The sequence below is a fragment of the Roseibium sp. RKSG952 genome, from assembly GCF_009711355.1.
Genome location: NZ_SMMF01000872.1, coordinates 1 through 22,883, shown reverse-complemented (window position 1 = coordinate 22,883; position 22,883 = coordinate 1). Strand labels below are relative to the sequence as shown.

20 protein-coding genes are annotated in these 22,883 nt (G+C 56.2%); 11 read left to right on the top strand and 9 right to left on the bottom strand.

All coding sequences use genetic code 11. The features are described from left to right. Positions 1-41: 41 nt before the first annotated feature. A complete protein-coding gene (locus E1297_RS12500) occupies positions 42-1,082 on the bottom strand; it encodes a lipopolysaccharide assembly protein LapB (protein ID WP_155138552.1) in 1,041 nt (346 codons plus the stop codon). A gap of 244 nt (positions 1,083-1,326) precedes the next feature. Here E1297_RS12500 and guaA point away from each other — a divergent pair, with 244 nt between their 5' ends. From guaA to E1297_RS12485, 3 genes are read left to right on the top strand one after another with little or no spacing between them, the layout of a single operon-like run. Next, positions 1,327-2,877: a glutamine-hydrolyzing GMP synthase gene (guaA, locus tag E1297_RS12495; RefSeq protein WP_155138550.1), complete on the top strand. Its 1,551-nt coding sequence runs from the start codon at positions 1,327-1,329 to the stop codon at positions 2,875-2,877. Positions 2,878-2,932: 55 nt separating this feature from the next. Further along, positions 2,933-3,817 (top strand): formyl transferase, encoded by an 885-nt coding sequence (locus E1297_RS12490; protein ID WP_155138548.1) that lies wholly within the window; start codon positions 2,933-2,935, stop codon positions 3,815-3,817. Then, a complete protein-coding gene (locus tag E1297_RS12485; RefSeq protein ID WP_155138546.1) occupies positions 3,810-4,730 on the top strand; it encodes a polysaccharide deacetylase family protein in 921 nt (306 codons plus the stop codon). Before E1297_RS12490 ends, E1297_RS12485 begins: the two co-directional genes overlap by 8 nt. A 218-nt stretch (positions 4,731-4,948) precedes the next feature. On the opposite strand, the gene E1297_RS12480 is transcribed toward E1297_RS12485, so the two are convergent. Further along, a complete protein-coding gene (locus E1297_RS12480) occupies positions 4,949-5,701 on the bottom strand; it encodes a YbhB/YbcL family Raf kinase inhibitor-like protein (RefSeq protein ID WP_155138544.1) in 753 nt (250 codons plus the stop codon). 94 nt (positions 5,702-5,795) lie between these two features. Next, entirely contained in the window at positions 5,796-6,527 is a 732-nt protein-coding gene (gene gph / locus E1297_RS12475) for a phosphoglycolate phosphatase (RefSeq protein WP_368669541.1), read from the bottom strand. A 269-nt stretch (positions 6,528-6,796) separates the two neighbouring features. Here gph and rpiA point away from each other — a divergent pair, with 269 nt between their 5' ends. From rpiA to gor, 3 genes are all read left to right on the top strand, one after another. Beyond that, complete coding sequence (gene rpiA, locus E1297_RS12470) at positions 6,797-7,492, top strand: ribose-5-phosphate isomerase RpiA (protein ID WP_155138540.1); 696 nt, start codon at positions 6,797-6,799, stop codon at positions 7,490-7,492. Positions 7,493-7,550: 58 nt separating this feature from the next. Further along, a complete protein-coding gene (locus E1297_RS12465) occupies positions 7,551-8,072 on the top strand; it encodes a DUF2059 domain-containing protein (RefSeq protein WP_209015767.1) in 522 nt (173 codons plus the stop codon). A gap of 149 nt (positions 8,073-8,221) precedes the next feature. Then, on the top strand, positions 8,222-9,598 hold the full coding sequence (gor, locus tag E1297_RS12460) for a glutathione-disulfide reductase (protein WP_155138538.1): 1,377 nt from the start codon (positions 8,222-8,224) through the stop codon (positions 9,596-9,598). 367 nt (positions 9,599-9,965) lie between these two features. On the opposite strand, the gene E1297_RS12455 is transcribed toward gor, so the two are convergent. From E1297_RS12455 to E1297_RS12440, 4 genes are all read right to left on the bottom strand, one after another. Beyond that, the gene (locus E1297_RS12455; RefSeq protein ID WP_155138535.1) at positions 9,966-10,247 is read right to left on the bottom strand and encodes a hypothetical protein; all 282 of its coding nucleotides are present in this window, start codon (positions 10,245-10,247) and stop codon (positions 9,966-9,968) included. Positions 10,248-10,770: 523 nt separating this feature from the next. Continuing rightward, positions 10,771-12,342 (bottom strand): DUF1116 domain-containing protein, encoded by a 1,572-nt coding sequence (locus E1297_RS12450; RefSeq protein ID WP_155138533.1) that lies wholly within the window; start codon positions 12,340-12,342, stop codon positions 10,771-10,773. A gap of 148 nt (positions 12,343-12,490) precedes the next feature. Beyond that, the gene (locus E1297_RS12445; protein WP_155138531.1) at positions 12,491-12,850 is read right to left on the bottom strand and encodes a hypothetical protein; all 360 of its coding nucleotides are present in this window, start codon (positions 12,848-12,850) and stop codon (positions 12,491-12,493) included. 206 nt (positions 12,851-13,056) lie between these two features. Next, positions 13,057-14,247 (bottom strand): aminotransferase class V-fold PLP-dependent enzyme, encoded by a 1,191-nt coding sequence (locus E1297_RS12440; protein WP_155138529.1) that lies wholly within the window; start codon positions 14,245-14,247, stop codon positions 13,057-13,059. Positions 14,248-14,307: 60 nt separating this feature from the next. Here E1297_RS12440 and E1297_RS12435 point away from each other — a divergent pair, with 60 nt between their 5' ends. After that, complete coding sequence (locus E1297_RS12435) at positions 14,308-14,898, top strand: gamma-glutamylcyclotransferase family protein (RefSeq protein WP_155138528.1); 591 nt, start codon at positions 14,308-14,310, stop codon at positions 14,896-14,898. Positions 14,899-14,984: 86 nt separating this feature from the next. On the opposite strand, the gene E1297_RS12430 is transcribed toward E1297_RS12435, so the two are convergent. Further along, on the bottom strand, positions 14,985-15,722 hold the full coding sequence (locus E1297_RS12430; protein ID WP_155138525.1) for a VIT1/CCC1 transporter family protein: 738 nt from the start codon (positions 15,720-15,722) through the stop codon (positions 14,985-14,987). 184 nt (positions 15,723-15,906) lie between these two features. Here E1297_RS12430 and E1297_RS12425 point away from each other — a divergent pair, with 184 nt between their 5' ends. From E1297_RS12425 to E1297_RS12410, 4 genes are all read left to right on the top strand, one after another. Then, a complete protein-coding gene (locus E1297_RS12425; RefSeq protein WP_155138523.1) occupies positions 15,907-17,364 on the top strand; it encodes a triacylglycerol lipase in 1,458 nt (485 codons plus the stop codon). Between the two features lie 285 nt (positions 17,365-17,649). Continuing rightward, positions 17,650-19,029, top strand: a complete 1,380-nt coding sequence (locus E1297_RS12420; RefSeq protein WP_155138521.1) for a class II 3-deoxy-7-phosphoheptulonate synthase — start codon at positions 17,650-17,652, stop codon at positions 19,027-19,029. Positions 19,030-19,180: 151 nt separating this feature from the next. After that, complete coding sequence (locus E1297_RS12415) at positions 19,181-19,723, top strand: response regulator (protein WP_155138519.1); 543 nt, start codon at positions 19,181-19,183, stop codon at positions 19,721-19,723. Between the two features lie 44 nt (positions 19,724-19,767). Beyond that, entirely contained in the window at positions 19,768-21,459 is a 1,692-nt protein-coding gene (locus E1297_RS12410; protein ID WP_155138517.1) for an NAD+ synthase, read from the top strand. Between the two features lie 67 nt (positions 21,460-21,526). Here the strand turns inward: E1297_RS12410 and E1297_RS12405 are convergent, their stop codons facing one another. After that, a complete protein-coding gene (locus tag E1297_RS12405; protein ID WP_196223291.1) occupies positions 21,527-22,663 on the bottom strand; it encodes a fatty acid desaturase in 1,137 nt (378 codons plus the stop codon). Between the last annotated feature and the right edge of the window lie 220 nt (positions 22,664-22,883).

Below are 22,883 nucleotides of genomic sequence, written 5' to 3'. Positions count from 1 at the left end.
CAGGTCCAGGTCCAGGTCCAGGTCCAGGTCTTGCAAGATGTTCAGGCAGGCTGAGCGGTGCCGGGTGTGTCCGCGTCGTGTCTTGCAAGCTCGGCCTCGACTTCGGCCGACATGTTTTCGATCAGTGTCTTGATTTGTTCCTTAAGATTTGCGGGCAGGGGGGCGGCGCGCGCTACGCTGGTCAATACACTCTGGGCGTCCTTGGGGCGCGATAGCGCGGCCAGAGCCGATCCCAAGGCGTTTCCGGCGCCCTTGTGGCCCGGATCTTTCTCGTAGGCATCATGCGCAAAGGCGAGGGCAATCCCGAGGTCACCGAGTTTCCGGCTGATGGCGCTGATGCGAACCTTCATGCCGATATTGGCCGGATCCAGATCCAGGACCGTCAGGAAGTCTCCGCGCGCCTCCTGCAGCCGGCCGCAGGCCTGAAAGGCTTCGCCGCGGACAATCAGGGCAGCCGGGTCCTCCGGCCGGATCTGCACGGCCTGTTCGGCGAGTTCGAGTGCTTCATCATGGCGTCTGCGGCGCGTGAGCACCTCGGCAAGGCCGATCAGGGCCGGGACATAGGTGTTGTCCAGTTGCAGGGCCTTGCGGAAGGCGGCAATCGAGGCGGCGACTTGGGGATCGTTTGCCGTGCTTTGCGCATAAAGCGTCAAGGCGGGGGCATTGTCCGGGAGGAGTTCCACAAGTTTTCTGGCCGGTGCGACGGCGTTTTTGTGATCGCCCCTCTGAAGATGCACGCTTGCCAACCCGTAAAGGGCGTTCTTGTTGCCGGGGCTTGCCGCCAGAACCTCGTGAAAACAGGTGGCGGCAGCGTCCAGATCGTTTTGAAGAAGGTGGCAGTTGCCCAGATTGGCCCGGGCGGCATGACACTGGGGATCGATGAAAACGATGCGCCTCAATTGGGAAATGGCCTCATCCAGAAAACCTGCGCGCAACAGGGCTGTCGCCGTGCGATAGGCGATGTCGAGGTCTTCCGGCGATTGTTCCAGCGCATCAAGATAGGCGGACAGGGCCTGCTCGTTCTTGCCCGACCGGTCCATCTCGAGTGCGCGCTCCAGCGCCTTTCTGGCGTCAGATGTCATGGAAAAGTGTCCTTGTCGCCCAATCCCGAGTCTGTCCGGTCGAATCGGGAGCCTAGCCGCTGTTTCAAGGGGGACATCGTGAGGCACCGCCGCCGCTTTAGAAAGGGACGCCAGCGAGTTTCCTGTTGATCAAACCGGCGCCCGGACGCAACAGGTGCCGGTCAAGCCTTTTGCAGAGGCGAGTTCCTGTCAAAACCCGCATTTTTTTGTTCATTTTCGAAACACGAGCCGCTAGAAGCAGCCCATGACAGACCGCATTCTCATCATCGATTTCGGATCGCAGGTGACCCAGTTGATCGCGCGCCGTTTGCGCGAACTGAATGTCTATTGCGAAATCCATCCGTTCCAGAACGTTACGTCCGCCTTTCTGGCTGACTACGCGCCGAAGGCCGTCATCTTTTCAGGCGGGCCGGCATCCGTGTTTGATGAGGGGGCACCTCATCCCCCCGCGTCGGTGTTCGACATGGGCGTGCCCATTCTCGGGATCTGTTATGGCCAGCAGGTGATGATGCAGATGCTGGGCGGAAAGGTCGAGCGCGGTCATCAGACCGCAGAGTTCGGCCGGGCCTATGTCACGCCTGCGAATGGCGAACTGCCGCTTCTGGAGGGCTGGTTCGAGGATGACCGCGAACAGGTCTGGATGAGCCACGGCGATCATGTCAGCGAGATTGCGCCGGGATTTGAGGTGTTCGGCACCTCTCCCAATGCGCCATTCGCAATCACCGCAGACCTCGACCGGAATTTTTTCGCGGTTCAGTTCCACCCGGAAGTGCACCACACGCCGAACGGCAAGAAGCTCTACGAAAACTTCATCGAAATTGCCGGTTGCAAACGTGACTGGACGATGGGGGCCTACCGCGAAGAGGCGATTGCAAAGATCCGCGACCAGGTCGGCGACAAGAAGGTGATTTGCGGGCTCTCCGGCGGTGTCGACAGCTCCGTTGCCGCCGTGCTGATCCATGAAGCAATTGGCGACCAGCTGACCTGCGTGTTCGTGGATCACGGGCTTTTGCGACAGGGCGAGGCGCAGGAAGTGGTCACCATGTTCCGCGACCACTACAACATGCAGCTGATCCATGCCGACGAGCAGGAGCTGTTCCTGGGTGCTCTGGATGGTGTCTCCGATCCGGAAACCAAGCGGAAGATCATCGGCAAGCTGTTCATTGACGTGTTCCAGAAGCACGCCAACGAGATCGACGGCGCCGAATTCCTGGCCCAAGGCACGCTCTATCCGGATGTGATCGAGAGCGTCAGCTTCTCCGGGGGGCCCTCGGTCACCATCAAGTCGCACCACAATGTCGGCGGCCTGCCGGAAAAGATGGGGCTGAAGCTGGTTGAGCCGCTGCGCGAGCTATTCAAGGACGAAGTGCGCAAGCTGGGCCGTGAATTGGGCCTGCCCGCTCACTTCATCGGACGGCATCCGTTCCCGGGGCCGGGGCTTGCAATCCGTTGTCCCGGCGAAATCACGCGGGAAAAGCTGGACATTCTGCGGCAGGCGGATGCGGTCTATATCGACCAGATCCGCAAACATGGCCTTTACGACGAGATCTGGCAGGCGTTTGTCGCTATTCTGCCGGTTCGAACGGTCGGTGTGATGGGCGACGGCCGGACCTACGACTACGCCTGCGCCTTGCGCGCGGTAACCTCGGTGGACGGCATGACCGCCGACTACTATCCGTTCAGCCATGAATTCCTTGGTGAAACCGCCACACGCATCATCAATGAGGTCAAGGGCATCAACCGGGTGACCTACGATATCACGTCGAAGCCCCCGGGAACGATCGAGTGGGAATAAAAAACGTTCAGCGCCGCCCTTTTGGGCGGTGCTTTTTTTTTGGTAGATACGACCTATGGACAAACGCATCTTAATCCTGACCGACGCATCGGATCGGCATTTTTATTTCGCAAACCGGATCATTCAGGAAACCGGTTCTGTCGTGGGTGTTTTGACCGGCGGCAAGGAGATCAACCGGCCCCGCCCGGAAGAGCTGCGGCGGGAGTGGTTGGGGCACCCGTTTCATGCGCTCAAGCGGCGGTACCATCAGTGGCTGTACCGCTCTGAGGGGCTCGCCCTGAAAGCGGAAAAAAAACGCGAAGAAAAACGGTTCTTCGGCGGGGCCCGGGATGCGTTTTTTTCAACGCACAAGGACCTGCATCTGGGTGAGGTGACAACGGAAGACCGCTCCTTGAACGATCAGCGATTTGTCGATCTGATCAGGCAAGCCAAGCCGGACATCATTGCCGTCATGGGGACCTGCATCCTGGGGCGCAAGATCCTTGAATGTGCACCCGATATCCTCAACATGCACACCGGGTTGTCCCCCTATTACCGTGGCGGGCGGACGAATTTCTGGCCCTTTATCGAAAACGAACCGGGCTATTTCGGCGTCACGGTCCACAGGATGTCGAGCGGGATCGATGCGGGTGACATCATCTTTTCAGAGCGCGTGGTCCTGGACGCCGATGACACCTATGGCTCCATCAATTGCAAGAGCATCGTGGCGGGCACAGGCTTGATGGTGGACGCGATCACACGCCTTGAGGCCGGAACATGCCGCGCCCTGCCGCAATGGGCGGAAGGCAAGGTCTATTTTGATCGCGACTGGACCTTCAAGGCCGCACATACTTATTTTGAGACCCGCGAGGATTTTATCCAGCGCCAGATCGCTGCGGAAACACGCGGAGACTTTGCCGGGATCGCAACCGTAACCAACGGCGTAACCGTCTATGATTGACAGGCCCGATCCGTCCCGGTTCTCACATGTCCTGTTGTACCATGCGACCTTCAGCGAGGTTCCGGAGCGGCTCGGCACGAACCTTCACAATGTTCCCCCCGAGGCGCTGCACAAGCAACTGTCATGGATGAGGCAGCATTTTGATATGGTCCGGCTGGATGACCTCCTGACAATGGAAAACCGGGAGGGGACATTCGCCGTCACGTTTGATGATGCCTACAAGTCGGTCTTTGAAGAAGCGCTTCCCGTCCTCGAAGACTTGCGCATTCCGGCTTGCGTTTTCGTGATTGGTTCAACCTTGTCAGGAGCCGTGTTTTGGCGTGACAAGGTCCGGCTTCTGACCCGTGGTGGAATGGTTCCCGATTTTGTTGATTGGGCGCAGCCCTATTGCGATGAAAACCGCATCACGGCCGAGAATTTTTACAAGCGCAGCAAAGCGCCTTCCGTCAACAGCCGTGAGTTTGATCGCTTTCTGGATGCATTTGCGGAGTCGGAGGCGGGCGGTTGGCAGAGTGGCGACCGGCAGTGTGTCGACGATCCGGAGCAGCTGATTGACCACCCGCTGCTGACCTATGGCAATCACACCTATAGCCACTACGTGCTGTCTTCGCTTTCGGATGAGGAAAAGGCAGCGGAACTCAAGCAAAATGCCGAGTTGATCGAAAGTCTGGACCTCAAGCGATCACAGGTTTTTTCGCTGCCTTTCGGCGGTCCGGAAACGTATGACGCGCAAACGCTCGGTCTGGTCAATGCTTGCGGCTACCGCGCCGCGCTTTTGTCCCGGAACCGGATCAACCGCAACGCAGCCGAACCGCTGCCACGTCTTCATGGTCTGCCGGTAATCGAGCGGTACATGCCACAGTCGGCATTTTCCGGGTTTCTCTCCCAGGTGGCAGAGCTTGAACGTCCGTAGCTCAAGGGTTTGATTGCCGGGGTTGGGATCAATCACAAAGCCCGGTCCGGCATGACGGTCTTGCAGACGTAAACTGGCGGAACGAAGAGGGTTTTCCGTACCTCGGGATCGCTATGATGTGTTGTCTTCGATCATGTCCAGTGCGTACGGCTGGTTTGCACCGGTGAAAAATGCTCCAGCTTTTTTATGGCAAGATGAGCAACCTCGTTCAATCCATTCTATTGCGTTGGCCCGCCCGGTTGGCCGAGGCGGCCAGGGACAAGGTGTCCTTCACCGAGTGTCTTGTGCCAGATATGGCCAACATCGATCCCGTGAAACGGTTCACCTGAAAACGGCGATACCGACGTATAGACACCGACAAAGAAGTTCGACGCTTTGGGTGCCGAAAGCCGGTACTTCGCGTTAAATCCGCGATAGTCGAAATTCCGGATCGTGCCGCCGAGCGGCTCGAATTCAATGAGCTCGGGCTGGGCGAATACAAAAAGCCCATACCGGTCCGACACGTGAAAAATGTTCGGGTGGTGAAACGGCTCCAGAACACTTATCGTTTCACCAAGTCTTGAGGCTTTGTCTTCAGTGAAGCCGTCAGCCAGAAGCCGGCCGGAAATGTTTCCGACGATCCAATGCCGGACAGGGGCGTTGGTGCCCGGAAGGACAGCATCCGGCCAGGACCCATCGGCATTTGCGTCCGGGTCAATCATCATCAAGGTGTAGTGTGTTTCCGGATCGGCATTTTCGAACGTCACTTCAGGGGCGCCGGCGATGTCTTGCTGGAGCAAGAGTGTTCCGCAGTGGATCTCCCCGCTGTAATGACGTCCGATGATGGGAAACTCGACGTGCAATGGGGTCTCCGTGCAGACCCATGTCAATTCGTTTGCGCCGTCAGACATGTCTGCCAGGCTGGTTTGAGGAGCGCTGACTGCGGAAAGGAGACAGGAAATGGCAGCTGTTCGTCCGTTGTTCTTGAACATGATCAATCAAGCGCCTCAGCTGGTTTGAATGGTCTTGCGTTCAAATATTCCCGTTTGTCCCGGCGTTGACGGCTTTGTCTCCAAGGCTCCGGAATCAGCTTCTGAGGCTGTCGCCGGCGATAGTCCCGACCCGCGGTTTCGACGGTGTGGCAAGCTCATTGCCCAGACCGAGACCTTCCAGGGCTTCCGGCAGCTCGTCAAAATGAGAGATCACCTTGTCGGGACCAAGCTCGGTCACAGGAACAGGCGTATAGCCGAAATCGACCGCGATGACCGGAATGCCGGCGGCCCGCGCGGCCTTGATATCGGTGACCGAGTCGCCGATCATCACAGAGCCGTCGCGGCGGGCTCCGGCGCGGTCGATTGCGCCTAGAACAGGGTCTGCATGCGGCTTCGAAACCGGGAATGTATCGCCCCCGACGATCGCGTCGAAGTAGCCGTCAAGGTCGAGCGCCTGCAAGAGCGGCAGGGTCAGGCGTTCCGCCTTGTTGGTGCAAACGGCGAGCTTCCAGCCTTCGGCCCGGAATTTTTCAAGAGCGGCAATAACACCTGGAAAAGGGCGGGTGTAATCGGCAATATGGGCTGCGTAGTAGCTCAGGAAGTCCTCGAAGAGCGGGGCGATCATGTCATCTGTCCAGGCTACGCCATTGGCCTCAAGGCCCCGCTGCAGCAGGACCTTGGCGCCCATGCCCACCATGTTGAGGACGTCGGCCGGAGGCACCATGCCATAGCCCGCGCGGTCCAGAACCACATTCAGCGTGCGCGTCAGATCCTCCACCGAGGAAACGAGTGTGCCGTCGAGATCGAATACCAGGGCAGGGGACACCGCAATTTTCCTTGTTTCATGAGCCGTTGTAAGCTTGCCTAACGCCCGCAGACGACAAGAACAAGACGTTATCACAAAGCCGGGCCATGAAGGCGATGTACGAAAACGGGGCCGCGCGCGGGCAACATGAGGAAACCGGCCGGTTCCGGACGTGGCCGCACGATCAACCGATGGCTGAGGTCTGGACCATGACCGGACATTAATGCTAAGCACCGCGCGGTAGGGGAGAGGGGCGCAAGAACCCTCGCGCAACGAGACGGAAGACAAACATGAGTGACGCCCTGAAACGGGCTGCGGCGGAACAGGCCGCTGCGGAAGTGACATCGGGAATGAAGCTCGGGATCGGCACCGGGTCGACTGCGGAGCATTTTGTCCGGGTGCTCGGAGCGCGCGTCAGGGAAGGGCTTGATGTCGTCGGGGTCCCGACCTCTGAAAAGACACGCATTCAGGCCGAGGCCGAAGGCATCCCCCTGTCGACGCTGGAACAGCTGAAACACCTGGATCTGACGATTGATGGCGCGGACGAGATCGGCCCCGGTCTTGCGCTGGTCAAGGGTGGTGGAGGCGCGCTGCTGCGCGAAAAGATCGTAGCCGCTGCTTCCGACACCATGATCGTGATCGCCGACACATCCAAGGTGGTCAGCATGCTCGGGGCGTTCCCGTTGCCGATCGAAGTTGTGCCCTTTGGCCTCGGTGCGACGCAAACAGCTGTTGAAAAACTGCTTTCCGGGCTCGGTCTCGGCGGAGAACTTGTTCTGCGCGGCGGGCCGGATCATCCTTTTGTCACAGATGGCGGTCACTACATCCTCGACGCACACCTGTCGCGCATTCCCGAGCCCGCTGTCCTCGGCGAACGGCTGGTTCAGATCCCCGGTGTCGTGGAACATGGCCTGTTCATCAATCTTGCGAACAAGGCCTATGTTGCACGTGCAAACGGCGTAGAGACCTTGACCGCCGGAGTGTGATCCGTTTTTTTCAGGCTTTGCATTGTCAGCAAGGCAAAGTTTGTCATGGAGTTCAATGATGAAGCTTAAACATTTTTTCCCGAAAGGTGCCTTGCTTGGCGCGTCCATGGTTGCGGCGGGTTTGTCGGCCGGTCCGCTCATGGCGCAGGAGACATTCTCCGACAGCCATCTTGCCGCGGCGCGCTCGGTGGTTCAGGCCACCAAGGGGCTGACGACATTCGATGACATTCTGCCCCTTCTGGCGGAGCAGACCCGCACCCTGTTCATTCAGGCGGATCCGTCGCGTACGGAAGAAGTGGTCGAGGTGACAACCGATGTGGCACTGGCACTGGCACCGCGCCGTGCGGAACTGAACCAGCTCGTTTATGAAGTCTGGGCACGCCGGTTCACCGAAGAAGAGCTGAACCAGCTTGCCGAATTTTACCAGTCGCCTTTGGGTACCAAACTGGCGGAAAATGGTCCGACACTGACTGCACTGGCAATTGGCGCCGCGCGCCAGTGGCAGGACACGATCTCCACGGAGATGGTCAGCCGGGTCCGCGAGGAACTCGACAACCGGGCGCAGGGCGGCCAGCAGTAACCGGTCGTCACTCTTTTGTGACGGCGTTTTGAACAGGGCCGCGAGAGCGGCCTTGTTTTTTTGTGCCCGCATGGCGATATGGCGGGCCGAAGCATTGTTCTGGCGCGGCAAGCCGCAGCCGGCGAAAAAGAGACGGTAAAGGGGTGCTCATGTCCGACTATGACTATGATCTTTTTGTTATCGGAGGTGGCTCCGGTGGCGTTCGAGCCGCGCGCATTGCCGCAACACATGGGGCCCGGGTCGGTATTGCCGAGGAATACCGCTATGGCGGGACATGTGTGATTCGCGGCTGCGTGCCGAAAAAACTCTTTGTCTACGCGTCAAAGTTCTCCGAGGAATTCGAAGATGCGGAAGGCTTTGGCTGGACCGTGGGCGAACGCAACTTCTCATGGGAAAAGCTGGTCTCGGCAAAGGACCAGGAGATCGCGCGTCTGGAAGGTGTTTACCGCCGGAACCTTGATCGCACCGGGGTCGAAATGCATGACAGCCGGGCGGTGGTCGTGGACGAGCATACGGTGCGCCTGCTGTCGACCGGCCAGACGATTTCTGCCAGGTACATCCTGATCGCGGTGGGGGCTTCGCCGAATGTCGACACAAGTCTGCCGGGCGTCGAGCATGTCATCACGTCGAATGAAGCGTTTCACCTTTCCGAGCTTCCGGACAGTATTGTGGTGGCTGGCGGAGGGTACATCGCGGTCGAATTTGCCGGCATCTTCAACGGTCTTGGTGTCGACACCACGCTGATTTACCGCGGCGAGGAAATCCTGCGCGGCTTCGACATGGATCTGCGCAAGGCCGTGCACGAGGAAATGGTGAAGAAGGGCATCAAGGTCGTCTGCGGTGATGTGTTCTCATCGATCGAAAAGCGTGACGACGGGCAGCTTGTCGGCCACACCAAGGGCGGCAAGGCACTTCATGCCGGTCAGATCATGTTTGCGATCGGCCGCAATCCGCACACTGCGGATCTCGGCCTTGAAGCTGCCGGAGTGGAGATGGACGGGATCGGCGCCATCAAGGTCGACAGCCAGTCCCGAACCAATATTCCGTCGATCTTTGCCGTGGGCGACGTGACCAACCGGGCCAACCTGACACCGGTTGCGATCCGGGAAGGCCATGCCTTTGCCGATACGGTGTTCGGCAACAAGCCCTGGGAGGTCGATCACAGTCTGATTGCAACGGCGGTGTTCTCGCAGCCGGAGGTTGGAACCGTCGGTTTGACCCAGGAACAGGCGCTGGCCAAAACCGGTAACCTGGACATTTACAAGTCCAGTTTCCGCCCCATGAAGCATACCCTGTCCGGCCGTGACGAAAAGATGCTGATGAAGCTGATCGTCGATGCGGATACCGGCAAGGTGCTTGGCGTTCATGTTCTGGGGCCCGATGCCGGGGAATTGGCTCAGGTTCTGGGCATTACTTTGCAGATGGGCGCAACCAAGGCGGATTTCGACCGCACCATTGCGGTCCATCCCACAGCCGCCGAAGAGCTTGTCACCATGCGGGAGCCGACCGAACGCATCCGTGCCTGAATTGAATTGAGGCAATTGAAACCGAAAAAGCCGGCTCATCAAACGGCTTTTTTTGATTGCTGAGCCGATTCATGCCGGGCCAGGCAATCAGGCGCGGATGAACCGCTCTCTGTTCCGGTTATGCCTTGCAGGTTTTTCGGGGGGACGATGCTTTGGGCTCGCCTGCCGGCATGCCCCCGATAACCGGGCCGGTTCAAGTGTGTATCCCAAACAGTGCGAGCATGTCACGCGGGCTCGTTTCCTATGCACTCAGTCAATGGACATTGGGGTGCGAATCCACATACCCGGATTGATCCCGACCGGCCAAATCCACCCAGAGTCCCCTGCAAGGCTCTGGGGGGGGGGCGACAAGGCCGGGCAGCGCTGGCTAGTTCTGATTGCGCATTGCACCCATTTGATCATGCATCGTCGCCATCTGGTCATGCATGGTTTTCATTTGAACATTCATGGTTGCCATTTGCTTGTCCATTGTCTGCATCTGATCTCTCATCGTCTGCATTTGCGTGTGCATTTCCGCCATTGCTTCATCACGGCTGCATTTCTGGCCAGATGCGCAGGTAAAGGTCGCTTCGTCGTCGGCGGCGAAAGCATTTGGGACAAGCAGCGTGAGTGATGCACCGAGTATTATGGCTCTGGTCAAGTTGGACATGACGTTCAACCTCTTGGGTTAGGTAGTGTATTGGTTTTGGCTGTTTGTAAAAGACTGTCATTGAATGTTAAGATAAAACACTACCTTGGGGAAGCTGGGTATAATTTGCGATGGCGTTGCCATGTAAATCTCGGATAGCCGCAATTGTTTGTAGGGCGCGGCGAACAGGCTCATTTCAACGGCAGTTTCCTTTCGACGGTGAAGACGGCTGCGCCGCGTGCCGCCGGTCACGGCCCGGAAAACCCTGCGCGAGCACAGACAGCGCTTCAAGATTGACCGCTGACTGGCGCTGGACCTGCAGAATCCGACAAGTTTATCGAGTTCACAACTGAAGAGGCCGTGTTCTTGGAGACGCTGGCCCCATGCTTCGGGGCTTCGGGGTAGCAGGGGGATGCAGCTGTCTTTCTGCCGAAATTCTCGACCTGAACGGCATCGGTCACCGTCGCACGCAGGTCACATCGTTCAGGACCAACGGCATCATTCGGCAGCCCAAAAAGCTCAGTGGATGCGAGATACTACAGGTCTATTCATACCTCTCGTTGAGGTTCATGACAGCATCTACGAAGACGTCCATCGGCGGGTATAAATAGCCAACTCCGGCGGAGTATTTGTTCATCTGCCGATTGACCAAGCCGGTGTTTACCAGTGGCCGGATCCCGAGTTCTACGATTTTCAGGATATCAAATCCTAGTGGAGCGCCTCTTCCATTTAAGCCTGGAATGCGAAAATCCTCACTTTCGGAATACGTGACCTGGTACATTTCCTCGGTAATATTTTTAACTTCTTCAACTGATCCGAATATTGACTTGGCAACGCCGCCGAGGCCAAGGGTTTCGGTAATGGCACTGTCTCCGATATCACGGCCCACATCAGATACCGCAAGACCTGATGCCAGTACGCCTTGCCCTATTGCCGAAATGCCAGTGAACCACTGATCGCCGAGACCAGAGACTTTGAGCCCAAATTCAGTCCCGTTTCTGGCCATGACGGTGACGATGCTGCTGTGATCCACGTTGCTGCCTGCGGCGCTGATCGCTTTGCAGGTCGCCATGACCGGGTTCAGTGCGAACAGAGCATCATTGTGAATGAGATTCATGATCTTGAGGAGGTTGTCCGAATTCTTGCTGTGTTTTATTAGGCCCGGCGTGAGTTCCTTCAAGAACAAGAGAGATGCTGCAGATAATGTTACGTGACAATTATCACCCATCATCAGGGCGTGTCCAATAATAGGTACCATATCAACATCGCCAGCTTCTACTATGGCGGCGTTCAAGGCAGGTGCAAGAACTTCTTCTATCCAATAAAGGTGGTCGATGGCGCGCTGTTCATACACCCCAAACCTTAAGGAGCTGTCGAGATGGTCACCCAGATCGTCACTGATATTGGAGTAAAAACGCTCGCCGGAAGTCTGGTCTTCCATGATGAAAACCGACATGGAGCTGGTAATGATACCTGCCATTGGTCCAACGGCAGAATGGTCATGACAGCACGCGAGTTCAATTTTGCCGCTTCGTGCCAGCGACATGGCTTCGTCTTTGTTTTTTGCAAGACCTTCAAAAATGAGTCCGCCAATGATTGCGCCTCTTAAGGCGGCATTCGCATCCTTCCATGTAAGCGGGGGGCCAGCATGCAAAACAGTGTTTTCTTTCATGCCCGGAATATGGTCCCGCGCCTTTCCGGTCCCGACCAGAAGCGGCCTGGATTGCCGCATGCGGTTAATCACTTCCTTGTTTGCTTCACTCACCACGTGTTTGCAGGCTGGATCCTGGAACCTGGCCAAGAGCGACGCTTTGTCGGGTCTAATGTAACTGTCTGTAGCGATGGTCACTTGTTTTCCTCCATTGAAAATCAAGTCGTGTCTTTTTGTAAATTCGCAAAGTTGCCCTGCGCGCTGGATTAGTAGTGCGGTCGACAAACGAAGATGGTGATTTGGATGAATCAGGAAGTGGCGCTGGATATGTTTGTTTTGAAGACAGTAAAAATACGACCAAATTATTGAATTTGCTTTATAAATTAAGAACTCAGGGCGTTGCGCGCTTACGGGCCTGATGAGCAATTTGAACTGCTCACGGCCTGCAAGAGATTTTTGTATCAATGCTACAGACCGCTTCACCGGTATGCGTGACGGATTTCAGGCGAGATGGCCTTGTTGGATCAGGGACGTCGTCCGCGCATTAGTCGTGTATTTCACTTTGTGTCCTGGCAATAGAGAAGCCAGGACGTTTCCGGGGCATTCGCAAGCTTCACTTCAGAGGAAACTTGAAGCTGACATGTTCGAACTTGCCCTCGTTTTGGATGTTCGTGATCCAGCCCTGGAAGAACAGTGTCGGCACCTCTCCGTCTTCTCCGAAAAAGGCCATCGCATGAGCGCCATATTGCCCGCCGAGGGACCAGCCATCAAACATGGCGGCCGGATTGTAAAAGGAGGTGATTAACTGCGGCGCATTGATCGTGGCCGGCGGCCCGGCGGTGAAGCCGCTCAGCCAAACAATGTAACTGCCCTCATTCAGCTTTGAGAAGCTGAAGGTCATGTTGCATGGCAGATTTTGTGTGGTGACTTCGTCCTCGGTCAGATCTTCCAAAGGTTTTGGGAGGGTCGTCATGAATTCTATCCTTCCGCGTTCCATTTGATTGCATGAAAGATTATAGCACCTTTAGATTGTATTTTGGTCTCAAAAGTGACGCAGGGTAGATTTTCGGCCCGGCAGTTTTCGGAGTTCACATCGGGAGCGGCGAAGGCCGCCATGTACATCAGGCTAGGGGATATCAATGGTCCACCCTGTTTCGCCGGGTGTCGGATCAATGCCTGTCAATTGTTGTGCAGGACCCGCAAAAACGTTTCGATTTCCGCTTCCGTGTTGAAGGCGTGAACGGATGCGCGCACCAGTGCCGACAAACCTCTCAGCGGCATATCGATCCGGGCTGAAGAGGCCGGAGCCACGGCAACATTGATCTGGTAGCGGGCGAGGCGCGCCTTTGTCTGGTCGGGGGCTTCCCCTTCGACCAGAAAGGTGACGATGCCACCCTTGCGGCGTCCCTTGTCGTGAACGGTGATCCCCTTGCTGGCGGCGAGCTCGGTCCTGAGAATGGCGCCGAGTTCAAGAATACGGCTGGAAATTGCGTCCATGCCGGAGCCGATCGCATAGCCCGCAGCCACGCCGAGCCCGATCTGGCCGGCCACGTATCGTTCCCAGTTTTCAAACCGGTGCGCGCCCTTCTTAAGGACATAGGAATGCGCATCAATCCAGGTCGTCGATTCCAGATCGACAAAAGGCGGTTCCAGGCGCTCGGATACGGCATCGCGCACGTAGAGAAACCCGGTTCCCCTCGGGCCGCGGAGATATTTTCGGCCCGATCCCGCCAGCATGTCGCATCCAACCTCGTCTACATTGATCGGGACATGACCGATCGACTGGCATGCATCAACCAGATAGAGAAGCTTGTGTTTGCGGGCAATTTGTCCAATGTCTTCAACCGGATTGATCAGACCGCCGAAAGTGGGAATGTGGGTGAGGGCGATCAGCCGTGTTCTGGGCGAGATCGCCGCTTCGAGAGCTTTCAGGTCAATCTGGCCGGTATCGTCGTCGCCGATGATATCGATCTCGATCCCGCGCTGCTTTTTGAGCTGCAGCATCGCGACAAAGTTCGACACATATTCGGCGCGGCCGGTAATCACCCGGTCTCCCGGGCGGAAATCAATGCCGTAAAACGCCATGTCCCAGGCGCGGGTCGCGTTTTCGACATAGGCGATCTCTTCGGGGCGGGAGCCGATCAGGGCCGCAATGTTGTTGTAAAACGCTTTACAATCGGTGCCAGCCACGGCATGGGCTTCATATCCGCCGATCTCGGCCTCAAGGTCGAGATGTGCCTTGAGCGCCTCGACCACCTGTTTCAGTGCCAGCCCGGTTCCGGCGTTGTTGAAGTGAATGACGGTTTCGGCGCCGGGAGTATCGGCGCGAAGCCTGGAAATGTCCTGAGTGGATAGTCGTGGTGAAATCATGGGTGTCCAAACGAAAAATTATGAGATGCGGCTGGTGCCGCACGGGAATTAATCAGAGAGATGCATATCACATATTTCGGCTACGGCTCTCTCGTCAACGTTGATACGCTGGCAAAAGATGCAAGTCCTTTGCCCGGCCGGTTGCAAGGATGGCGGCGCGAATGGCGGGTGTGCGGTAGGACACCGGATGGCCACGGCGTGTGCGCGCTAACGGTTACCCGGGCTCCGGGGGAAGAAATCCGAGGCGTGGCGGTCAGTGAGCCGGAGGCAGGGCTTGCATCGCTGGATGCGCGCGAGCACAAATACCGGCAAGTTCACGGCGTAGGCGAAAGTTTTCAGCCCGAACAGGCAGATGCGGACGTGCCCGGCGGGCTGTTTCTCTATCAGGCCAAGGACGATCACTACCGGTGGGGATCGGACTCCTGTCCGATTTTTCAGAGCTATCTGGATTGCGTTCTTCAGGGGTTTTTCAATTTTTGGGGCGAAGACGGGCTGGTTCACTTTTTCGAGAGCACATCCGGATGGCACGTGCCGGTGCTCGCCGACCGGGATGCGCCGCGTTACGTGCGCGCCCGAGCCCTGGATCGGGAGTTGACGGCCCTGATCGACGCTCTCGTGAAAGACTGGAAGCTCACCCTTGTTGAGCCCTGACCTTCAACAGTCTCACCCCTCCCGCCACAAGCTGCCACCGCAGGGGCTTGTTGGCAGAACACTGTTTGTGGTGCTCATGCGGCACTTCAGGCGACAAGGTTTCGGAGCAGATGCCCGACGCCGAAGGCTATTCCGGCCGCCAGCATGCCGATCAGAAGTGTTTCCAGCCCCGACAGCAGCCAATTACGGGTAGACCAGCGGGCCTTGATGGAGCCGATGGCAAAGAATGTTACGGCCGTCATCACCGCGGTGATCAGGGCGCTTGCGGGCCAGCCGAAGCCGTACGGAATTAGCGGAATGCTGCCAAAAACCACAAAGGCGGCAAATGTCACCAGACCGGCCAGAACAGGGGAGCGGGCTGCTGCCGAGAGCCCGTATTCCTCCAGCATCATGGTTTCTATCCATGTTGTCCGCCGGGATGTGACCAATTTGACTAGCGCGGTCAGCTCCGCCCCTTCAAATCCCTTGGACTCGTAGATCTGCCGGATCTCCTCGCGTTCGCCGTCCGGGTCGAAACGGATGTGCTTTTCTTCGATCCGCCGGAGCCGGTCGTAATCGTCGCGTTCCGATTTGGTGCCGGAGTAATTGGCGGCCGCCATAGAGAAGCCGTCGGCAAAGAGGTTGGCGAGGCCGAGAATCAGGATGATTTTGGCGGACAGGTCAGCACCAACTGCACCGGCAACGATCGCAAACGTCGTCACGACCCCATCAATGCCGCCATAGATCCAGTCCCGCAGATAATTGATTCTCGGACCGCTTGCCAGCCGTCCGGCAATCTCCTCGGGTGCATGGCCATGTTCGAGTTGCGGTTTTTGATCAGGCATGTCTTTTCCAATTCAGTTCGTAAAATCATAGATTTGATCATGTTTTTGTCGTGTTGTGCTGCGGTGCACAGTTGCGGAATCCGCGAGTCTTCGAAAAAATAACGAAAAATTACCTTTACGTAATAGTTAAGTGTCGCTACCATTTTGATTGCATATTGGTGAAATACAACTTAGGAGGAAGTGTATGTCACTGTTTGAGTATAAGGGACAGGAAGCATCCGGTCTGGTCAGCGATGCCCGGGATTTGATGATTTACAGCTATCACGGGATTGAAAACATCCTGACAGACGGGCTGGACGCGGAAGAGGAGGCGCGGAAGGAGATCGAGGAAAAGGGCTGGACTGTCCTCACCCCGGAAGCCTTGGGCATCCCGGATGCGGAAATTGATCGCAACGGGACGTTTCAGGGAGAGAACTTCAAGTTCAAGGACGCGCAGGCGGACGTGCTCGCGAAATATGACGAGGACGGGAACCTTGTTCAGGTGGCATTTGCGATCCGCGGGACCACGGGGACGATCGACAACATCATCTCCGACTCCATCGGTGACGTGATCGACTACATCGAGTTTCTGGGCGATGAGCCGAACTACACGTTCGAGGCCTTCGGCAATCTTCTGACGGCAGTCAAGGATCTGATGCAGGCCAATGGGCTTACTGCGGAAGATCTGATCGTGACGGGGCACTCGTTGGGAGGCGGTGCGGTCATGAACATGGCCGAGCAGAGCGACAACTTCAATGACGGCTTTTTCGTAGACGCCAACTATATCGGATTTGCATCACACTATACTCCCGAAGACGGGGCCTCTGTTCTGGACAACGGCGCGGAGATCTTCAGTTTCGACTTCGAAAATGATCCTGTCGGGTCCGTATTTGCCGAAGACAAGATCCACTTTTTCGGGAATGACAAGGATTATGAGTACGAGACAAACAACCTCGTCCTGTTCAATGATCTTTACGCCACGCCAGCGTTCTGGGATGGGGGAAATGTCTATAATATCGCGGCTTGGAGTACCCATTTGCCAAATGGCTACAACACAGCCGTCGATGCCATTTTGAGCTCAGAATTTGCGAGTGAAATGACCCGTGACAGCCTGGTGATCGTGTCCTATCTCTCGGACCTGACACGTGATCATGTCTGGGTCGAGGATATTGATCCCCTGTTTGATTCCGTTGACCACTACGGTGACGGTGGGTTCATTCTCGGATCTGCCAAGGGGGATCTGCTTGCTGGCCAGGGCGGGGACGATGCTCTGGAGGGATTTGCCGGAAATGACCATATAAAGGGGCGCGGTGGTGACGACCGTCTCCTCGGTGGTGAGGGTGACGACACCCTGGAAGGTGGATCCGGTTCGGACCAGCTGACCGATGGCAGTGGCAGTGATGTGATGTATGGCGGCTCGGGGGCCGATATCTTCACGCTTGTGGCGGACGGTGTCACGGATTTCATTGAGGATTTCACGGTCGGGTTCGACAAGATTGATCTGCGCCAGGCGGGTGTTACTGCTTTTGATCAACTGACCATCGAAGCTGATGGCTGGTGGCAGGACGTCAAGGTCAGCTATGGCGATGAAGCTGTTCGCCTTGATACCGGTCTGTGGCCGGACCTGCCGACGCTGAGTGCAAACGACTTCCTGTTCGCCTGAGATCTGTCGTCTGTATGGGAGTGTGAATGTCGCCGGCAACCGGGTGGATTCTCATCCGGTTGCCGGCTGATTTGTTTTTTTTGGCGCCTTGCAAAATTGCCTGATGAGATAATATCAAGTTTGCGGACGGGTATTGCCACGTTATGAAGTGGAAATTGGCCGGTGCGGCGTGTATATACCGGCTCGTTTGCTCCGGTACTGGGGCAGTTTTTGCAGAATAGATGACGCGGGCACGAGCAATTACGTACAATTGGGACCGCCCGATCCCGACCAGGAGACATGGAAATGGCGGAGAAGTGGACACCGGACAGCTGGAGATCCTTGCCGATCTTGCAGGTGCCGGATTATCCCGACCAAGAGGCTTTGGCGGCTGTGGAGCAGCGCCTTTCGACCTATCCGCCGCTGGTTTTTGCAGGTGAGGCCCGTGAGCTGAAGCGTCAACTCGCGAATGTGGCGGAAGGCAAGGCTTTCCTGCTTCAGGGTGGTGACTGTGCCGAAAGCTTTGCGGAGCATCATCCGGACCATATCCGCGACTTTTTCCGGGCGTTTCTGCAAATGGCCGTGGTTCTGACCTATGCCGCCAGCAAGCCGGTCGTGAAGGTCGGCCGGATTGCCGGTCAGTTTGCCAAGCCGCGTTCGTCGAACACGGAAAAGAAGGGTGATGTCGAGTTGCCGAGCTACCGCGGTGACATCATCAACGACATCGCATTTACCGAATCCTCCCGCGTACCTGATCCGCAGCGCATGGCGATGGCCTATCGGCAGTCGGCAGCCACACTGAACCTGCTGCGTGCCTTCTCGCAGGGTGGCTTTGCAAACCTCGATCAGGTGCATCAGTGGATGCTCGGGTTCATTGCCGACAGTCCGCAGGGGCACCGGTATCAGGAGCTCGCAGACCGGATTACCGAATCGCTGGCCTTCATGCGGGCCTGTGGCGTGAACTCCGAAAGTGTCGCGCAGCTGAAATCGACCGATTTCTTCACAAGCCACGAAGCGCTGCTTCTTGGATACGAGGAGGCCTTGACCCGTGTCGACAGCACCTCGGGCGACTGGTATGCCACAAGCGGTCACATGCTTTGGATTGGCGACCGGACGCGCCAGCCCGACCACGCACATGTCGAGTTTTTCCGCGGCATCAAGAACCCCATTGGTTTGAAATGCGGACCGAGCCTGTCTCCTGACGGATTGATTGGGCTGATCGACAAGCTCAACCCGGAAAACGAAGCTGGCCGTCTCACGCTGATTTGCCGCTTCGGGTCCGACAAGGTCTTCGACCATCTGCCTCAGCTGATCCGTGCGGTCGAACGCGAGGGACGGAAGGTTGTCTGGTCATGCGATCCGATGCATGGCAACACGATCACGGCTGGCGGCTACAAGACGCGGCCGTTCGAACGTGTCCTGTCGGAAGTCGAGTCCTTCTTCGAAGTGCACCGGGCAGAGGGAACCCACGCCGGCGGCATTCATGTCGAAATGACAGGCCGCGACGTGACCGAGTGCACCGGCGGGGCGCATGCGCTCACCGCCGAGCAGCTTGGCGACCGCTATCACACCCATTGTGATCCGCGCCTGAATGCCAACCAGGCATTGGAACTGGCGTTTCTGATTGCGGAAAACCTGAAGCGGGAACGCGACGGCCGGGAACTTCCGGCCGCGGTTAACGCCTGATCTGTAGGTGAAAATACCGGATTTTGGAAAAAGGGGCGGCATTGCTGCCCCTTTCTGTATGTATTTACGTTGTTTTGGTCTATTTGATTGAGAGTTGCACGTCTGGGGTGATCAAGGTGGGACGGCCGCCCCTGGCAAATGAGGTGGGCAAATGAAGCTGCAATGGGACTTGTCCGGCGTGTCGTTTCTCGTCGTCGAGGACAACAGCCATATGCGTAGCATCCTGAGATCGGTGTTGTCTGGTCTCGGCGTACGGGTCATTTACGAGGCCGCGGACGGATTTCAGGCCCTGGAGCGGGTCCTGGACCGGCAACCGGACGTGATCCTCGTCGACTGGATGATGTCGCCCCTGTCCGGTGCCGAGTTTGTCCGGATACTAAGGGCCGAAAAGGATCCGGTGATTTCGACAACTCCGGTCATTGTTGTCAGTGCTCATGCCCGCAGGGCGACCGTGCTGGAGGCGATCAAGCTCGGTATCCACGGTTTTGTTGCCAAGCCCATATCTCCCGCCGCTTTATACACACGGATCGTTGAAGTCCTTCAGCGCCAGGAGCGGGACGGCCGCAGCAAGGGATTTGCCGGAGGGGGGCGAAAGCGCCCGTCCGCCTTGGCTCCCAGGCATGAAGCTTCGACGGCAGAAGGCCAGCCATCGCCCGCTCGCAAGGCGAAGGTGTTTGCCCGCATCTCGAATTGACAGCCGGATTGTAAACTCCTCGGCAGCACGCTACACCCAATCGCATGTCTGACGCATCTCTTCCCAAGGCCATTGGCAACCATCTGCGCATTGCTGTCGCGCAGTTCAATCCGACTGTCGGCGACATTGCCGGCAACACTGCTCTTGTGCGTGACGCCCGCAAACAGGCGGCTGTGAGCGGGGCCCATCTCGTCTTGTGCCCCGAACTGAACCTGTGCGGGTATCCGCCCGAGGATCTTGTTCTGAAAGCCGCTTTTGTTTCGCGCTGCCGGGAAGCGGTCGAAGAGCTGGCGCGCGAGACAGCCGATGGCGGGCCGGGACTGATCGTGGGCGCTCCGTGGCGTGGCGAGGACGGCGGCCTCTACAACGCTGCCATGCTGCTGGATGCCGGTGAAATCCGCGCTATTCGCTACAAAGCGGATTTGCCCAACTACGGTGTCTTTGACGAAAAACGTGTCTTTGAAGCCGGGCCATTGCCGGGCCCTGTCGACTTTCGCGGCGTCCGGATCGGGGTGCCGATCTGTGAGGATATCTGGAACGAAGACGTTTGCGAATGCCTTTCGGAAACCGGCGCCGAAATCTTGCTGGTCCCGAACGGGTCGCCTTATTGGGCCAATCGGGCCGAAGAACGATTGCAAGTCGTGGTGGCCCGGGTTGTCGAAACCGGTTTGCCCCTGGTCTATTGCAATCAGATTGGCGGTCAGGATGAGCTTGTCTTTGATGGCGGGTCCTTCGGGTTGCAGGCGGATCGGTCATTGGCGTTTCAGATGCCGCAGTTTGAAAGCGATTTTGCAATCACCGACTGGAGCCGTGGCGACAACGGTGCCTGGAGCTGCACGGATGGTCCAAAGGTGAAATTGCCGGATCTTGACGAGGCAAACTGGCGTGCCTGCGTGTTGGGATTGCGCGATTATGTCCTGAAAAACCGGTTCCCCGGTGTGGTGCTCGGGTTGTCGGGCGGGATTGATTCGGCGATCTGCGCGGTGATGGCGGTGGATGCGCTGGGCGCGGACAAGGTACATGCCATCATGCTGCCCTACCAGTACACGTCGGATGAAAGCAAGACAGACGCGGCAGCGTGTGCCGACGCGCTGGGCATCAGATATGACACGGTCCCGATAGTGGAGCCGGTGGAGGGGTTCACGGCAGCCCTCGCACCGCTGTTTCGTGAAACTCAGGCGGATACGACGGAAGAAAATCTTCAGTCGCGCGCGCGCGGTGTTGTCCTGATGGCGGTGTCCAACAAGTTCGGGCACATGGTCATGACCACCGGTAACAAGTCCGAGATGTCGGTCGGCTATGCCACGCTTTATGGTGACATGAACGGCGGATACAATCCGATCAAGGATCTCTACAAGACACAGGTCTACCACTTGTCGGGCTGGCGCAACCGGAACCGGCCGGGAGGATTGCTTGGCCCGGCAGGGGAGGTGATCCCGCAAAACATCATCAGCAAGGTCCCGACTGCCGAGCTGCGCGAAAACCAGACCGACCAGGATTCCCTGCCTCCCTACGAGGTTCTGGACGACATTCTGGAATGTCTGGTGGAAGAGGAAATGTCCGTTGCCGGGATCGAGAAACGCGGCCATGACCGGGCCTTGATCCAGCGGATCGAACATCTGCTTTACATTGCCGAATACAAGCGCCGTCAGGCGCCACCCGGGGTCAAAATCACAATGCGGAATTTCGGTAAGGACCGGAGATATCCAATCACCAATCGTTTCCGGGACCGCTAAACGCGTTTAAGTGGCGTCTTTCTGCGGTGTTCTGCGGCGACGACGGGATCACTTTCACTTGTCTACTCTATCCGTCAGCATGCCCGTATTCAGAGTTCTTGCTCTCGACTTCGGGATTGCGAACTATTTTATAGCCATCCGATATTCGGGTTAGACTAAATCGGGACATCAGAATTTGCCACATGACAACCCACGCTTTCGACGCTGCTAGATGTCGGTCAACCTCGGCGCCTTCTGAAGCTGCGGCTTCGCGTAGTTTTCGAAGGTTGTACCATGGTACTTGTGGGAGAAGATGATGCATCGTGTGCTCTGGCCCACCAGCATACATAGTAAACCAGTTTAAAAATCCATAATCCACGTCGATAGTTTCATGTGCAGACTTTTCCCTGTTACTGTGATAGTTATATGATATTCTATTGCCAATATCTTGGTGGTTTAAAAAACCTAAAGTGTTTATTATTATGTGACCAATTAATTGCGGGATCCAGATCCCGACAATTGCATATAATGGAGATAAAATGGTAGCACCAATATACAAAGCCCAAAAGAAAGTGGGAAAGGCAATATTCAAAATATAAGATTCTTTCCTTTTAAATTTCCGACGTAACGTACCTTTAGGTGAAGAGTATGATCTCCAAAGTCCTATGTCGTAAAGACTGCTTTTCCAGACAATTTTCGAAAACTTGATCAACCCGTTTTTAATGGTTGAATATTTTGAACTGTTTTTTGGATTCGGTCCCCTCCTTGTTAGTAGCCTAAACACGGATACGGGTCCATATTCCTCCTTAACTGGATGATCTGTATGCATGTGATGGTTCAGATGCCCTGCGCGCCAGCCGTAGAACGGCATTAATATTATGCCGTAGGAAACAAGCCCCACAAAATCATTAAGGGCACGATTACGTGAAATTAGCGTGTGGGCTGCTTCATGTCCCAAGCAGAATAGTCTAAGATATAATGGAGGTAATAATAATATATTTAAAATGAAAAAATAGTCATTTATAGTTGCTCCCAATGTGCATACTATAAGTATAGATAGAGTTAGTGTTATATCAAATATTGTTTTCCGTGAATTTAAAGAGCTAAACTCAGGCCTTCTTGAAATTTCACGTAGATGCCGGAATTTTTCGGTGTTCGCTTGCGGGTTGTTATTCGGTATTTCGCTCATTGTTTTCGTCTCGGATGTAAAATTAATTTTTTTCATGTTATATTCTATCATAAATAAGTTAGAAATTAAATATGACATTATTCACTATAGATTTTATTTGATAAAATAGTAATATATATTGTATGTTACTTTTAATTGTTTTGATCAATTGTTATGGTGTGTTGGAGTTTTCTCTGATGACTTTAAGTTTTTGGCTTATCCTTTGGTATTTGTGAGGGGTCGAATGGGTGTACTGAAACAGTATTGACCTGACAGT